The following is a 15,577-nucleotide window of genomic DNA, read 5'->3' on the forward strand; positions in this document are numbered from 1 at the left end:
ATCTATCGCCTGAATTGGTTTTTAACTAAGACTTTAAAACGTACTTTCAAATCGTACTTTCAAATAAGGTTAAATAAGAGCGATGTTCAAGATCTTGAGGCAGTAAACCAAATTGCTGCGCTAGCTGTTCCAAATCACTTCGGTAGCGCGCCAACGCACTCTCGTCTTCCGTCATAATGGCGAATTCGGCGAATTGACCTATATTGGCTAACTGATCAAAGGTGATATGGAATTGCCCAATAAAGTAGATGCTGCGTGTTTTCTGCGTGATTAGTCTGACTTGATACCCCATATTTTCCAGCATGTTACGCGCATTCGCTGAATTGGTAATATTGGTCGCTTCACAGCGGTCTGCTTCGGGTCCTTTTACGATCCACAATTTAATCCCAGACGGCTCCATCTCACGGATTGAGACGGTTTTACCTTGCTGCTTGAGGGTATGCTCTGGAGTGTCAAAGTACCAATCGGTTTCTTGATTTTCATGCACCATAACTTGATGCTCAAGAGAGTTAAGGACGCGATAAAACGCGTCCTTATTTTTGACTCGAAACTTCAACTCGACTTCATATTTCCCTTTGAAGTGTTCTTGGCTCATTCGGCGTCTTTCTGTACTCGTTTGCTTTTTGGCACATAGTTGAGAATTGAAATTGGCACAGGTTTGCGTGGTGCAAAGCCTTCAACTTCACGGCGTTCAATCAGGTGACCCAGACGGCTTTCAATCATGCATAGATTTTTGAAGTTATCTTTAGATACGAACGAAATCGCTTCGCCTTGCGCATCCGCACGACCGGTACGACCAATACGGTGGACATATTCGTCAGCTGGGAACGGTAAATCGTAGTTAATTACGCGCGTTAAGCCATGAATATCGATACCACGCGCGCCAACACCAGTTGCGATCATGTATTGAATCTTGCCAGCTTTGAAATCTTCTAGCAGTTGACTACGAATGGCTTGGCTGCGCCCACTGTGGAATGCTTCGGCAGCGATGCCACGCTTCTCTAGCTGCTGGGCTAGTTTTGCCGCGCCATGTTTAGTCTCGATAAAGATCAACGCTTGGTCCCAATTGTTCTCTTTGATTAGGTGTGCCAGCAGTGACGATTTCATGTCTTTATCAACGGTGATAAGCCATTGTTCGATGTTCTTTTTCGATGCTTGGTTTGCTGCAATCGAGATTTCGTATGGCTTATGTACCGCGGTTTTGGCAAGATCACGTACTTTGTTTGACAGTGTTGCTGAGAACAGCAAGTTCTGAATATCGGTTGGCAGGCGATCGAGGATCTTGTTGATGTCATCGATAAAGCCCATGTCTAGCATGCGGTCAGCTTCATCAAGTACTAATACTTCGACTTCTTCAAAGTAAACCGCGCGTCTGGCGTACATATCAAGTAGACGACCAGGGGTTGCCACCAAAACATCGACGCCTTCGATCAACGCCTGTTTTTGTGCTTTCTCGTCAACACCGCCGTACATAGCCAATGAAGTCAGTTTTAGGTGCTGACCATATTGGCGGACTTTTTCTTCCACCTGAATGGCCAGTTCGCGGGTCGGGGTTAAGATAAGCGCGCGAATGCGTTTTTTACGTTGCGTTTCACCTTGGCTTAACTTTTCTAGAATAGGTAATACAAAGCTTGCCGTTTTACCCGTGCCTGTTTGCGCGGCTGCAATAAGATCTTGTCCTTGCAGAATCACAGGAATCGCTTTGGTTTGGATATTGGTAGGCTTGCTGTAACCCAATTGTTGGATAGCGTCTGTGATAGGTTGGCTTAAGCCGAGTTTTGAAAATGGCATGCTTTCACTCTGTATAAATGACCAAAGGGGCTAGTGCCCCTTATTTGCGTTGAGTTTAGCATGAACAGGCTAAATTTCTTTCTCTATTTTGTCAGCCATTTTATCTTCAAGTTCTTCTTTGTTCTGCTCGCCCTTTTTGAGCATGTCATCGACTTTTTGGCCTTCTTTATCCATCTCTGCCTTTACATCAGCCTCGGCTTTACTTACGTCAGCTTCAGCTTTACCCATTGCACTATCACGTTTATCCATCATTTTTTGCTTCGATTCATCCATCATATCGGTTTTACCGTGATGATCGGCAACAACTAAAGGCGTAAATAGAAGTGAACTAAGCAGAGCTGCCAAATAAGGGATTCGATTCATAACAAGACCTCTCCATTGATAAAAGTCTTATTGATTATTGGTCAAATCATCGCCTTTTTCCTGTTATTCGGTAGATTGTTGAGGTGGGGTATATGCTGGTTAGACGAAGCTAACCAGCAAAATTAAACAGAAAGAGCAGGTTAGAATAGCGCGCTATTCATCCAGAGGTGGGCGGCAATACTGGCAACATACCCAAGCCCGATGACCGGCGCCCATTTTAGATGACCAAAGAAGGTGTACTTGCCATGTGCGGCGCCCATAAGCGCAACACCTGCCGCAGAGCCGATAGAGAGTAAACTACCGCCGACACCTGCAGTTAAGGTGACCAGTAGCCAGTTACCCATCGACATTTCAGGTTCCATGGTCAGAACCGCAAACATCACTGGGATGTTATCAACAATCGCAGAGAGTATCCCTACCATGACGTTGGCCCAAACAGGATCCCATTGGTAGTACATGATCTCTGATACCATGTTGAGATAACCAATCAGGCTCAAACCACCTACACACATGACCACGCCGTAGAAGAACAGTAGCGTATCCCACTCGGCATGGGACACTCGGCGAAATACATCAAACGGTACCACTGAGCCTAAACGTTTGAGCGCTAGGTCATCACGGTTGGCGATTGCCACTTGTGCTTTACGTGCTAACGAGCGCTTAAGCGTGCGACGCAGGAAGAAACCGAAAAATTGCAGATAGGCGAGACCCATCATCATACCGATCACTGGTGGGAAATGAAGAACCGCGTGGAAAGCCACTGCAGTGGCAATGGTAAGAATAAACAGCGCAACGATACGGCGTGCCCCACGTTTGAGCTCGACATGCACGTGGGCGACGTTAGGTTTCGCATTAGGAATAAACCAAGACATGATCACCGCAGGCACGATATAACTGATCACTGAAGGGGTAAATAGCGGCATAAACTCAGAGAAAGAGACGTGACCAGCCTGCCAAACCATCAGTGTGGTGATGTCTCCAAACGGGCTAAATGCCCCCCCGGCGTTTGCGGCTACAACGATGTTAATACAGGCGAGGTTGATAAAACGCGTGTTATCGCCGCCGACTTTCATTACCACGGCGCACATCAGGAGTGCGGTGGTGAGGTTATCGGCAATCGGTGAAATAAAGAAGGCGAGGATACCGGTTAGCCAGAATAGTGCTTTGAAGTTGAAACCTTTACCCACCATCCAAGCTTGAAGTGCGTCAAAAAGCCTTCGTTCTTCCATAGCGCTGATGTACGTCATGGCAACCAGTAAGAACAGCAGCAACTCAGCATACTCGAGTAAGTTGTGCTCTAATGCCGCATGGGCTACATCCATTTGTCCTTGTTGTGAGTAGACATAACCGACCATTGCCCAAATGATGCCAGCCGCGAGCAGTACCGGTTTGGATTTGCGCAGTTGTAAGTACTCTTCGAGCATAACAAGAGTGTAGGCAAGACCAAATATGATCAGAGCAGCGTAACCGACTGTAGATTGGGTAAGATCAAGAGGGGACAGTTCGCTACTGGCGGCGAATGCTGGGTAGGGCAAAAATATCAGGCCAATCATTAATGACCATAAGCTTTTCATTACTTCACTCCTTGAATGTCAGAAAAGCGCTCGAGTCGAAGATTATTGATGCAGTCTTACAGCTTGCTGCATATATCTTATTGTTAGTCTTCCCGTGACTACTACAGAGTTGGCGACTGCAGTTGTTTCAGTTCGGTCTGACGATTTAATTTGTTATTTAGGCATTAATTGACTCGGCGCGGATTAATAAACTGCGCACATTCTAAAGACCTTTTTACAGATTGTTTGTGAGATAGGTGGTATTCGACTGATTCTCTTATAATTTAATAAATTATAAGAATTTTATGAATGTTTGTGATGTGCAATGTTATGAGCTTTGAGTGTAATTAAATGCTAATTTTGCTGTATATCACAAAATATGACACTAAGTTGAAGTGTATGAACAGATTTAATATCGGCTTGATACGGATCAGATTTCTAGCACAATAATTCCCACAAAATCCGTCAGGGTTACTAACCTGACGCTGACATAAAACGCTTTTTATAGAACGAATTTTCCAGCGACTGAGTTGTAGCTCTGTTGTCCTGTCTAATTATTAAGGTGTTAAAAATGTCCACTCCCAACCCAATTGAACGCAAGGTGACATGGGGATGCTATGTCGCACTCGCATTCGCTGTCGTGTTTTTCTCTGGCTTAATGCAATCTAATGAATGGTATGGCGTATTCGACTTCACCACGCTAAATGGCTCATTTGGTAAAGTCGCATACGGCGTACAAGAAACCGCTGAAGGTGTTGAAGCGGCAACCACGTCATTCCGTGGTAAAGGTGGTAGCGGTGCGCGTGATGGCTTTATCTTCGCATTGACGCTGATCCCAACGGTTATGTTCGCACTAGGTGTGATTAACGTTCTTGAGCATTACGGCGCACTGGATGCCGCACGTAAACTGCTTTCTCCACTGCTACGTCCGCTTATGGGCATCCCTGGTAGCTCAGGTCTAGCGCTAATCGCATCGCTACAAAGTACTGATGCAGGTGCAGCAATGACTCGTCAGCTTAAAGATGAAGGTCGTTTGACTAAACGTGAGACTGACGTATTCACTATGTTCCAATTCACTGCAGGTGCGGCGATTGTTAACTTCTTCTCATCTGGTGCGGTGCTATTTACGCTAACTTTGGCTGACGGCTCACTGGCTGTGTCATCGTCAATTGGTTTGGCTGTAGGTGTGATGTTCCTATTTAAGTTTATCGGCGCGAACCTATTCCGCGTTTACCTAAACATCACAGAAGGCAAAGAAGACAAAAACCAATCAGCTGAGCTACAAGAGGAAGCAGCAAAATGAGCGAAGTAAAAGCAAAGAAACCTATGGTAACGGACATCTTCGTTGAAGGTGCGAAAAAGGGTTGGGTAATTGCGACTACCTCTACAGTACCAAACGTATTGATGGCGTTTGTGATCATTAAAGCGCTGCAAATCACGGGGGCGCTGGATCTAATGGGTACTATTTTTGCGCCTATCATGGCAGTTTTTGGTCTTCCTGGCGAAGCGGCGGCAGTGCTAATTGGTGCTTGGATGTCTATGGGCGGCGCAGTCGGTGTTGTTATTACGCTATTTGACCAAGGCATCCTAAACGGTGCGCACATCGCGATTCTTGCTCCGGCTATCTACCTAATGGGCTCACAAGTGCAGTACATGGGTCGTATCATGGGTCCTATCGGCACTGAAGGTCGTTACATTCCAATTATGATCGCTATTTCTGTACTGAACGCGTTTGGTGCAATGCTAGTGATGAACCTATTTGTGTAAGGTGTGATGATGAACTTTTCACTTGAACAATATTTAGCAGAGTTACGTCCATTGATTGACGTGGATTGCGGCACTTACACGCTAGAAGGCATTGAGTTTATCGCTAGCCAGTTTGAAGCGAAATTTGCTGAGATGTCTGGTTGGAGCGTGAAACGCATCGATTGTGGCAAAGCGGGTGTCGGTCTAGAGATCCGCAATCAACCAGAAGCAGAGATGATTGATGTGATGCTTATTGGTCACATGGATACTGTTTTCCCAGTAGGCACAGCGGCTGCACGCCCGATGACGACGGATGCTGATAAAGCATACGGTCCTGGCGTATCAGATATGAAATCTGGTCTGCTAAACGTGGTTTACGCGATGCGTAACCTAGACCAAGCAGTATTGGATAAGCTATCTATCTGCATCTGTATGAACCCTGATGAAGAAACTGGTTCTACTGATTCCGTTGAGTGGCTGCAATCTGTGGCGAAAAATGCGCGCAACGTATTGGTTGCTGAAGCGGCTCGCGCTGACGGTAGCCTTGTGAAAGCACGTAAAGGTCTAGCAGGTTACAAGCTAACCTTTAGTGGCAAAGCGGCACACGCAGGTAACGATCCGCAAGCAGGTCGCAGTGCAATTACTGAGATGGCAAACTGGATCTTAGCCATTAATGCGATGACTAACTTCGAGTCAGGCACGACACTTAACGTTGGCGTTGTGAACGGCGGTACAGGGGTGAATATCGTTCCTGACCACGCGACAGCATTAGTGGATGTACGCTTCTGGAGCAACGACGAGTATGCGGATGTGGACGCTAAGCTAAAAGCGATGCTTGAAACGCCGTTTGTTGATGGTGTGACGATTACGCTAGAGCGTGAAACATACAAGCCTTCAATGGTTGCAACTGATAAAACTCATGCGCTAATGGCGCTGGTGGAAGAGTCTGCGCAAGAGCTTGATATCGCTATCGGCTGGCAAGAAGTCGGTGGTGGTTCAGATGCAAACAACACCGCAATTCTTGGTGTTCCAACTCTAGACGGTTTTGGTCCGATTGGCGCTGGTTTCCACAGTGACCTTGAATACTTGCAGTTAGATTCAATTGAGCCACGTATCCGTATGCTGATGCGTGTGCTTGAGAAAATCGCCGCTTAATAAGCTCAAAAATTTAGTCAAAGTTCCCCTAATATCAATCCCCAAGCTTCGGTTTGGGGATTTTTTTATGGTTTGGCTTAATCTACAGATATTTTAATCAATACTAAACATGGTTATGGAACGACGTGTCGCATTATTTGGAATGATAAATAGTTTGCTCTAAATCCTGCCTGTATAATCTTTAATTGCATGAATTTTCAGGCTTTTTATTATTGTGGTTGAGTTAATGAAATCAAAAATAAAAACTTTGTGGCTACTTCTAGTAATGGCGATAATTGGCTTCTTAATTGTTATTTGGATTGATAAGAGTGACATTGACTCTTCTGCACCAAGTCAGGCATTACCAGCATCTCTTGAGCGTTATGCCACACAATTGCTCAAGCACCGTGCGACCGAACCAATACCAGAATTACCCGATTACCTATCTGAAAGCGACCTGCATCAATGGTTTAAAGTGGGCAACTCCACAGAACAGTTTTTTAGTAGTTGGATGTTGGCCAATGAAGCAATACGGAGCGGGCAATTCATAGATGCCGAGCGACATGCTGAAACCAGTATTAGTTTGTTAGTTGATGATACACCTATAGAACTGCGAGCAAAGGTATTCTTTGATCTAAGTCTTGCTCAGATTAAGTTAAATAAGCTCAATGATTCTGCTAAAAGTTTTCAACAGGTCTCGAGCTTGTTCGACGGCTACAACGGCCCGCACAACGAAGTCTTTCTTACCTATTTCATGAAACGAGCGTTTGAACTATCACATCAAAAGAGCTCGAGTGGTGAACTGGTTGGTTACTGGGAGGATATCAAGCGTAAAGCGACAGCAATGCAATATAAAAGAGTGGATGACGTTTATTATTATCTAGGGACTGCTTATTGGAATGATAGTCAATTCGTTAAAGGAGTGAACCTAAAAATCGAGGCGATTGAGATTAGCTTGGCTCGAAAAGATTATGAGCAAGTGCAGTTTATGCTTACTGATGTGGGTATAGATTACTTGTATAACGGTAATTACCATGAGGCCATTGAGCAGTTTAATAAAGCGATTGAATTTAATAGAGATATTGGTTCTAACAATCCTGAGCGATTGCATTACATTCTAGTTAAGCTTTATTCGGCATATACAGAAGTCAATGATTTAGCTGAAGCAGAAAAAACGCTAGTAGCTGCTCAGGAGCAGTTGGCTCAGATGTCGCTACCAGAAGGTAAGGAGCACTACCAAACATACTTTTATGCTATGCAAGCAGATTTGAAACGCCGTTTAGGGGATGCTAAAGAAGCTTTACGGTTGATAAAAATAGCTAAACAGCGTCATGAGGGAGAGTTTCATGCACGAGTTTATCAGTTTGACGTTACTCTAGATACGATCATGGGAGATATCTACTATCTTAGGAGAGAATTAGACAAAGCTGTTGAATATCACAAGCAAGCAGAGAACAAAATAATCGAGCGGGATCTGTATTATTTGGAAACCGGTATCAATCGCAAGTTGTATCTAGACTACCTAGCACTAAATGAATTAACGCTTGCGCTCCGTCATTTAGAAGCAGAGAACCGCTTACAGGTGAACTGGCGATTGAATGAAAACAGGCAGTATTCGCAATATATTTATAGTCAATTTGAAACCAAAGAAAAAGAAGCTCGTATAGCTGCTCTTGAACACAGCAAAGAAGAATCAAAATGGATGTTTATGTTTTTAATGGTTGTTTTGCTTAGCCTAGTGCTATTCACTGTGATGCTAAAATCCAAGAATAACAAAATTGTGCAGTTGAATGGCTTGCTAACAACACTGAGTAATACCGATGGTTTAACAGGGATATTCAACCGGCGAGCGATTGATGAGTATCTTCCGGTCTGGAACTCATACCCTTCATTATGTTTTAAACGCGCCATCTTTATGATTGATATAGATTACTTTAAGAACTATAACGATCAGTATGGTCATGCGGCTGGTGATGTTGTGTTGCAATTGGTGGCTAAGACACTTAAAGAACAATGTGGAGAAAGTGAGTTCGTGGCTAGATATGGTGGTGAAGAGTTTGTTGTGGTGTTGAGTGATATTGATAGAGAGGCTGCTTTGGGGCTGGCTAACCGTATCCATGAGGCGGTGGAAAAGCTCAATATTCTACATAGCAAATCCTCAGTTAGCGATAAACTAACGTTGAGCTTGGGCCTTTTAACTTGTGATTCTAATATCGAATCTGACATCAATACGATGATGAAAGAAGCAGATAGAGCATTGTATCAAGCTAAATCTAAAGGACGGAATCAAAGCTGCTATATCAACTACTGTGCATAGTAAATGCCTTTTGTTATTGATCGTTCAAAGATGGCATTAATCTTAGGTTCATCTTGACTCATCTATGCTTAAACACATATACCCAAGTGACTTCAAGATGCAGGATTCAGAGCGTTGTCATTGATTTAAGTTCCAGGAAAACGATGCAGCGAAATAGTGAACTATTTCCAAGTCGTTTGACACCGAAATTGAAGCATTGACACGCTCCCGAAGGGCGAGTTGCCTTGGCTCGCACACTTCGTTAACGATTTTTGATTTAGAACCACTAGATCTTCAATTCGTTGCCTTGTCTGCAAACCAAGGCATTCTCGCTGAACCAAGCACCTTGAGGTTACTTGGGTATAAATAGAACTCGAAGTAGATAGAGTGAGGAGGAACAGATGACCTCATTAACTAATGACAATGTGGCTTTAGAGCTTGAGCAAGGTGTGGCTTTGCAGCTAGAGCAATCACAAGCCCCAGCGCCAGATGAGAAAACCTTTTGGCATAAAATGAAGAAATCCGCCAAGCGTGCAGGTGAAGAGCTTGCGGTGATGGGGATTAAATCTTGGTTAGCAGTGGCTGACTCGAACACTTCAGTGCGCCATAAAGCGGTGCTAGGCGGCGCGCTCGCTTATTTTGTGTTACCAACGGATATGGTGCCGGATGTGATGGCAGGTGTTGGCTTTACTGACGACATGGCAGCCTTAACACTGGCAGCAAACTCAGTGGGGAGTGCAATTACGGATGAGCACGAAGCGCAAGCACGTGATAAATGGCACTCAATGACCGAATAGATAACACTTTCAAATTTCATAAAAAATCCACCGCATACGGTGGATTTTTACACTGTAAAGTGGTGCAACAAAGCGTTACGCTACGGTACGTTTAAGATGCACTTCTTCTTCTGCTTCACCGGCTTGAGGGTCATTAAAACGAGCCTCATCCAATGCGCCTTCCGATTTCGCGACAATAATAGTCACTGCGCTATCACCGGTGATATTTACCGCAGTGCGAATCATATCCAGCAGGCGGTCAACACCCATAATCAGAGCAATACCTTCTAGTGGTAGACCAACTTGGTTCAATACCATCGCTAACATCACCAAACCAACGCCAGGGACACCTGCAGTACCAATAGACGCCAGTGTTGCTGTCATGATCACCATTAGGTAATCCATCATGGTCAGATCAATATTGAACGCTTGAGCGATGAAGGCAGTAGCAACACCTTGCATGATCGCTGTGCCATCCATGTTTACAGTCGCACCTAATGGAATGGTGAACGAGGAAACGCGGTTCTCAACGCCCATCCGGTGCTTTGCTGTTTCCATTGTGACTGGAATGGTGGCGTTTGATGACGCCGTTGAAAAGGCAAACATGATCGCATCTTCCATCTTACGTAGGAAGGTAATCGGGCTAAGACCGGTAAAGCCTTTTAGCATCACACTGTAAGTCACGAGACCATGTAGCAATAGCGTACCTGCGAGTACTAAGAAGTATTCTGCTAGGTTGATGATGGCACCTAAACCAATATCGGTGAACAGTTTTGCCATTAGGAAGAACACACCAAAAGGTGCCAAGTTCATCAAGATAGCCACAAGTTTCATGATCACTTCATTCAGATCTGAGAAGAAATCAGCGATGCGTTCACCCGGCTTACCTGCTGCACTGATGGCAATACCAAACAGTACCGCAAACACAATTACTTGCAGGGTCTTACCTTCAGCCATTGCGCTGATAGGGTTGGTTGGGAACATATCGATGATCACTTGACCAAGCGATGGTGCTTGCGCTGATTGGAATGTGCTAGCTGCGGTCAGATCTGCACCTGCTCCTGGTTGGAATAGTGTACCCATCGTTAGCGCTAAGGTAATCGCGATAGCAGTGGTGGCGATATAGAAAGCGAGGGTTTTACCACCCATGCGACCAAGGGTTGAAAGGTCTTTAAGAGAGCTGGTGCCACACACCAAAGAGACAAAGACTAGCGGTACAACTAGCATCTTCAAGCTAGCGACAAAAATCTGTCCACCAACTTCAAACAGTCCATTTACTACATACTCGTCGACAAATCCGCTGTCAGCAAACAGGGCTCGAATGGCAAAGCCCGTCAAGATACCCGCTACCATGCCTAAAATTACGCGGCCGGTGAGCGACATCGGTTTCTTGGTATTCATTTTGAACACTCCTTATAGTTTTACCCCTCCAATGGGGAGGTGCAGGAGGTTAGCAGTGGAAAGAGTAAAATAAGAAGGAAAAAGGTTTCTTTGTGGTTATAGATGTGATCGCAATCACTAAATAAATGTGATTTATTTCATATTTAATGTGTATATTTTGCTTCTTATCATCATTAAATGGTGACTTTACGCACAATGCGTATTGGTCGTTATGACGGAATTTCGGATAAAATTAACTAAAGTTGGTTTAATTTCGTTGAAAGTTGGCAATTTTGGTCGAAATTTGGCGAAGTTTGGTTTGTGTTGGTTAAAAGTGCTCACACCCTGACCTCAAGGGAGCGATGATTAGTCATAGGTATCACAGCACTAAGCCGTTACAATGTAATTTGTTTAGATTTGAGAGAAGTCATTGATGAAGATTTGGGTTGATGCGGATGCTTGTCCGGTTGTTATTCGCGACATTCTATACAGAGCGGCGCAACGTACCGGTGTAGAGGTGACATTAGTTGCCAACCAGTTTATCCGTACACCAGCAACAACTAACATCACTATGCTGCAAGTAGAAGCAGGTTTTGATGTGGCAGACAACGAGATTGTGAAGCGTTCACAAGCAGGCGATCTGGTGATTACCAGTGATATTCCACTCGCTGATGAAGTGATTACCAAAGGTGGGCATGCACTAAGCTCCCGCGGTGAACTGTTTACCAAAGAGAACATTAAGTCGCGTCTCAACATTCGCGATTTTATGGAAACGATGCGCAGTAGCGGTATTCAAACCGGAGGTCCAGCACCTCTAAACCAAGCCGACCGTCAGCAGTTTGCTAACCAACTTGATAAGTGGTTAGTACAATGGCAACGCGCGCAAAAGTAATCTGATTTTTCCGGCTGTCAGCACAGTTTTTGTTCAGAGTTGACTGTTTTGATAGCCGTTGCCCTCCATCCTATTTACCCTGTAATTGCCACACTTGATGATACTGCTATGCCAAGAGATACCTTGCCTGTCATAGCCTATAAGTAACCATAAGTGATTTGGTCATAACGAAAAACAACTAATAACTAATAAGCAATGTGGCGATCTTTTATTTGCGATTCCTAGGAGAACGACATGGAAAACAAATGGGAAGACTTTGCCAAGAACTTTGAACAGAGTAATAACTATGTGGTTGGTATAGATGATATTAACCGCGTGAAGCAACGCTTGGCGCGACACCGTGAGCTTGGTGATGTGCTTGAGTTGGGCTGTGGTAACGGCACCTATACGTCGAGCTTATTAGCGTCAGCCAAAAGAGTGGTTGCCACGGATGTGTCACAGCCAATGCTGGAGGTGACCAAAATTCGCTTTGAACAAGAGCCTAAAGTCGTAGTTGAGCCAGCCGATTGTTTTGCTCTCAGTTATCAGGATGCCAGTTTTGACACGGTCTTTATGGCTAACTTACTCCACGTTATCCCCAATCCTGCCCAAGCGCTACATGAATGTATGCGAGTGCTTAAGCCTGGTGGACAGCTGATCGCGGTTAGTTTTACTCTGCATGATATGAGCTTTTTCAATAAGCTAGGACTGAAATATCGCTACTTAAGAAAATACGGCTCTAAAAAAAGTAATAACTCAATCGTAATGACGCCCGTACTTGCCCACGAACTGGCGGCATCGGCAGGCTTGCAAAATATCGCAACAGAAATGCTAGGCCAGAGAGTAAAAGCTGTGCATTTGAGTGGTGTGAAGTCAGAGTAACTCGTTTGCTAATCACATTTTCTTTGAACTAATTAATTTGATGTTACAGAGGATAATGTAATTTATCGAAATAATATTGTTCACAATGATGCGATGCACTTCATGGCTAAATAACGATGTGTGTCGAATTGTTTTGTATTTCAATGAAAGGATTTATCGAATGTTATTCTAGGTTTTATCGTATTAGTATCATCTGAAAAAATACAATACATTTGTATGAGTTGTATATTAATGAATGGTAGCTAATAATTTTAGTCTTAGTGGTGGCAATGATTGAATTTAAATCTGTAATAGGCAGTCTTTTGTTTGTTTTTATGACTTTGTTTTCGATAGTGTTGGTTATATCCCCTACTATTCTGTTTTCATTTAGAGATAAAAGTAATGATAAAGTCAAAGCTGAATTTGGTCTTCTCTGTGCTAAAGAAGGAGTTTTGACAGTTAAAGGAATAAAAGTCCAAGGTTTTCTCAGGACTTATTTGGTAGTAACAGGCGTCATTTTTGCTTTGTTAGTCGTGATCAAAGAAGCTACGCTTTAGGGATTAATAATGCCTCAATTTATCCGAACTTTTTATAGAAATTGTTTGATAAGTATACCTATATTCGCACTTGTTGGTATTAAGAATATACAGGATGGTGCAGGTTTCTTGTTTTTATTTTTTGCATGTTATAATTCGATGATTGCTATTGCTCTTCGAAATAGAAATATCATTTCATTCTTGCTCTTTCTGTGTATCCCTTTGTTTAAAATGATTGTCACTATTATTGATTTTGGGATTGACGAGGTTGATGTTAAGTTTGAGTTGATAATGTCATTCGTTTGGATGGTTGTTTGTCTGATTTTTTATCGTATCTATGATGTCAGTGATTACTTTAAGCGTGAATAATACATGCACTTCTTTTTAATTTGTGAATAGAATGATTTTGTATTGGCTGCTAACTCTATGTGTAGCTTAAATGTACAAGATGATTATTTGTTGTAGCAATCTCGGCGTAGAAAAATCATGCAATCTTTACTAAGAATGCTCAAGAGTTAGTGGCAGGTTAGCCGCCACTAAATTTTGCGTGTTGATAGCACATCTTTTAGGCTTAACGCCATCAGCGTTAGGTTAGTAGCCCCTGCCAGTAGCTCAATGACCTGTACCGTATAGAAAGTAGCACCAAAATCACCTTGGCTTGCTAGTGAGTTAAGGTATAACGCAGCAGGCAGCAGAACGACCAAGCCGTTGATGGCAATAACGGGCATGTGTTGCTTTTTACGCCCAATCGGTCCAACGCCCATTTTTACCTTAGGTGCCAGTTTCGCGCCAGTCGCACCTGTTATCGCCATAAGTGGTATTAATCCCCACACGGCATAAGCAATGGTTTGTTTTACCGCAGCAACCGCTTGTTGCGAGGCGAAGAGTTCGCTAACTAAGGTTGAGCTAAAAAAGCTAGCAATAGTAATGAATGCGAGTACTGCGCAGCTTCGATGCAGGGTTTTAAGTTTGCGGTTCATGCTCGTGTTTCCTCATTTTTAACGTGAACGATAACTACGGTGACAATTGCGGCAGGTATCTTCTGCTCGCTCAATTCCTTCTTCAGCCATATCAACATTGCGCTGCTGGCTGGCTTGATACAGCTGACTAATACCTTGATCCATTTTCGTCATTAACTGTTCAAATTTGGCGGGATCTTGCCAGATTTTTTCGTTCGCTTTACTGCCATCATGGCTACCTTGAGGGAAGCTTGTGGTTAAGGTTTGGCTCGCATCAGTCAGTTGTTTCGCGACTTGTTCAAGTTGTTGCCAATCAGTGTCATCGCCGTCAATAAGATCGTTTGCGCTATCTAACTGTTCTTCAATCAGGCTGAACACCTTTTGACGCGTTTCGATGACATCCGCGTAGTTATTTGCCCAAGTAACACTTGGCAGTAGCAATGTTAGTAGCAAGAGTGTTTTGTTCATTTTTAGCTTCTCATTAGTGGGTCTGCATTTAATTTACACAACAATAGTTGCGTTAGCAACTGTTGTTGTGTAAATTAAATGGCAAGTAAAGCTAAGGTAACCAAGGAATGTGCCTTAAGTGACTCATTCAATTATGAAAAGCGAAAGGTAGAAGATGAAAATTAAAGTATGGGATGGCGCTACGCGTCTTTATCACTGGACTCAGGCGGGGTTATTTGTCGCGCTGATGGCAAGCGGCAAGTCGGGTAATGGACCACATATCGAGTTAGGTATCGCGTTGTTTATACTGGTGATTTGGCGCGTGATTTGGGGTTTTGTCGGCAGTGAAACCAGTCGTTTCAGCTCATTTATACGCTCGCCAAAACAAACTTGGCACTATGTGACAGGCAAGATGACAGCTCGTCTTGGGCACAATCCCCTTGGTGCTTGGATGGTGGTTGCGTTAGTGGTGAGTTTGCTATTGCAATGCCTTTCTGGCTTAGCCTTGGCGGGGTTACTTGATGGTCTACCCATGGCGCATGTTTGGCTAAATGATGACGTGTTTGCGTTGTTGGAGTCATTACACTTAATTCTGGCTAACTTACTTCCGGCGTTAGTTGCTTTGCACCTAGTCGCGATTCTGGTCTATAAACTGCGAGGTAAGCCTTTAGTTAAAACAATGATTACGGGCTTTACTAAACCCACGGACTTTCCGTCGGCTGAGCAGCAGCCATTGAACCAATTGTTGCCACATGAAATCGCTATTCAACCACAAATCGCTTCACCAGCATTCGCATTTTTGATGCTAGTTGCTGCGGCATTAGTTACTATGGCAATTATTGCATTTTCAATTTGGTGATTCAT

17 protein-coding genes are annotated in these 15,577 nt (G+C 43.8%); 10 read left to right on the forward strand and 7 right to left on the reverse strand.

Features of this window, described 5'->3' with window-relative positions; all coding sequences use genetic code 11:
- Positions 1–46: 46 nt before the first annotated feature.
- The 4 genes from cyaB to nhaD form a co-directional block, all read right to left on the reverse strand.
- Positions 47–595 carry a class IV adenylate cyclase gene (gene cyaB / locus IRQ95_RS10475; protein WP_194436878.1) on the reverse strand — a complete coding sequence of 183 codons (549 nt, stop codon included), beginning with the start codon at positions 593–595 and terminating at the stop codon, positions 47–49.
- The gene (locus IRQ95_RS10480; RefSeq protein WP_194436879.1) at positions 592–1,791 is read right to left on the reverse strand and encodes a DEAD/DEAH box helicase; all 1,200 of its coding nucleotides are present in this window, start codon (positions 1,789–1,791) and stop codon (positions 592–594) included. Before IRQ95_RS10480 ends, cyaB begins: the two co-directional genes overlap by 4 nt.
- 69 nt (positions 1,792–1,860) lie before the next feature.
- Positions 1,861–2,154 (reverse strand): hypothetical protein, encoded by a 294-nt coding sequence (locus IRQ95_RS10485; protein ID WP_194436880.1) that lies wholly within the window; start codon positions 2,152–2,154, stop codon positions 1,861–1,863.
- Positions 2,155–2,294: 140 nt separating this feature from the next.
- Positions 2,295–3,728 carry a sodium:proton antiporter NhaD gene (gene nhaD / locus IRQ95_RS10490; RefSeq protein ID WP_194436881.1) on the reverse strand — a complete coding sequence of 478 codons (1,434 nt, stop codon included), beginning with the start codon at positions 3,726–3,728 and terminating at the stop codon, positions 2,295–2,297.
- A 550-nt stretch (positions 3,729–4,278) separates the two neighbouring features.
- Here nhaD and IRQ95_RS10495 point away from each other — a divergent pair.
- From IRQ95_RS10495 to IRQ95_RS10515, 5 genes are all read left to right on the forward strand, one after another.
- Positions 4,279–5,010 (forward strand): nucleoside recognition domain-containing protein, encoded by a 732-nt coding sequence (locus IRQ95_RS10495; RefSeq protein ID WP_075648217.1) that lies wholly within the window; start codon positions 4,279–4,281, stop codon positions 5,008–5,010.
- Positions 5,007–5,474 (forward strand): YjiG family protein, encoded by a 468-nt coding sequence (locus IRQ95_RS10500; RefSeq protein ID WP_075648216.1) that lies wholly within the window; start codon positions 5,007–5,009, stop codon positions 5,472–5,474. Before IRQ95_RS10495 ends, IRQ95_RS10500 begins: the two co-directional genes overlap by 4 nt.
- A 9-nt stretch (positions 5,475–5,483) precedes the next feature.
- Positions 5,484–6,608: a M20 family metallopeptidase gene (locus IRQ95_RS10505; protein ID WP_194436882.1), complete on the forward strand. Its 1,125-nt coding sequence runs from the start codon at positions 5,484–5,486 to the stop codon at positions 6,606–6,608.
- 226 nt (positions 6,609–6,834) lie between these two features.
- Complete coding sequence (locus tag IRQ95_RS10510; RefSeq protein ID WP_194436883.1) at positions 6,835–8,904, forward strand: diguanylate cyclase; 2,070 nt, start codon at positions 6,835–6,837, stop codon at positions 8,902–8,904.
- 380 nt (positions 8,905–9,284) lie between these two features.
- The gene (locus tag IRQ95_RS10515) at positions 9,285–9,680 is read left to right on the forward strand and encodes a YkvA family protein (RefSeq protein ID WP_194436884.1); all 396 of its coding nucleotides are present in this window, start codon (positions 9,285–9,287) and stop codon (positions 9,678–9,680) included.
- Positions 9,681–9,755: 75 nt separating this feature from the next.
- Here IRQ95_RS10515 and IRQ95_RS10520 read toward each other — a convergent pair whose 3' ends face one another.
- Positions 9,756–11,060 carry a dicarboxylate/amino acid:cation symporter gene (locus tag IRQ95_RS10520; RefSeq protein WP_194436885.1) on the reverse strand — a complete coding sequence of 435 codons (1,305 nt, stop codon included), beginning with the start codon at positions 11,058–11,060 and terminating at the stop codon, positions 9,756–9,758.
- 412 nt (positions 11,061–11,472) lie between these two features.
- On the opposite strand from IRQ95_RS10520, the gene IRQ95_RS10525 reads away from it, so the two are divergent.
- From IRQ95_RS10525 to IRQ95_RS10540, 4 genes are all read left to right on the forward strand, one after another.
- On the forward strand, positions 11,473–11,931 hold the full coding sequence (locus IRQ95_RS10525) for a YaiI/YqxD family protein (protein ID WP_075648212.1): 459 nt from the start codon (positions 11,473–11,475) through the stop codon (positions 11,929–11,931).
- Between the two features lie 234 nt (positions 11,932–12,165).
- Positions 12,166–12,792, forward strand: coding sequence for a class I SAM-dependent methyltransferase (locus IRQ95_RS10530; protein WP_194436886.1), 627 nt, complete (start codon positions 12,166–12,168; stop codon positions 12,790–12,792).
- 269 nt (positions 12,793–13,061) lie between these two features.
- Positions 13,062–13,328 carry a hypothetical protein gene (locus IRQ95_RS10535; RefSeq protein WP_194436887.1) on the forward strand — a complete coding sequence of 89 codons (267 nt, stop codon included), beginning with the start codon at positions 13,062–13,064 and terminating at the stop codon, positions 13,326–13,328.
- Positions 13,329–13,337: 9 nt separating this feature from the next.
- The gene (locus tag IRQ95_RS10540) at positions 13,338–13,676 is read left to right on the forward strand and encodes a hypothetical protein (RefSeq protein WP_194436888.1); all 339 of its coding nucleotides are present in this window, start codon (positions 13,338–13,340) and stop codon (positions 13,674–13,676) included.
- 167 nt (positions 13,677–13,843) lie between these two features.
- On the opposite strand, the gene IRQ95_RS10545 is transcribed toward IRQ95_RS10540, so the two are convergent.
- On the reverse strand, positions 13,844–14,287 hold the full coding sequence (locus IRQ95_RS10545) for a hypothetical protein (protein ID WP_194436889.1): 444 nt from the start codon (positions 14,285–14,287) through the stop codon (positions 13,844–13,846).
- An 18-nt stretch (positions 14,288–14,305) separates the two neighbouring features.
- On the reverse strand, positions 14,306–14,734 hold the full coding sequence (locus IRQ95_RS10550; protein ID WP_194436890.1) for a c-type cytochrome: 429 nt from the start codon (positions 14,732–14,734) through the stop codon (positions 14,306–14,308).
- 160 nt (positions 14,735–14,894) lie between these two features.
- On the opposite strand from IRQ95_RS10550, the gene IRQ95_RS10555 reads away from it, so the two are divergent.
- Positions 14,895–15,572, forward strand: a complete 678-nt coding sequence (locus tag IRQ95_RS10555) for a cytochrome b/b6 domain-containing protein (RefSeq protein ID WP_194436930.1) — start codon at positions 14,895–14,897, stop codon at positions 15,570–15,572.
- Positions 15,573–15,577 lie beyond the last annotated feature (5 nt).

The organism is Vibrio fluminensis (assembly GCF_015278125.1).
Classification (GTDB): domain Bacteria; phylum Pseudomonadota; class Gammaproteobacteria; order Enterobacterales; family Vibrionaceae; genus Vibrio; species Vibrio fluminensis.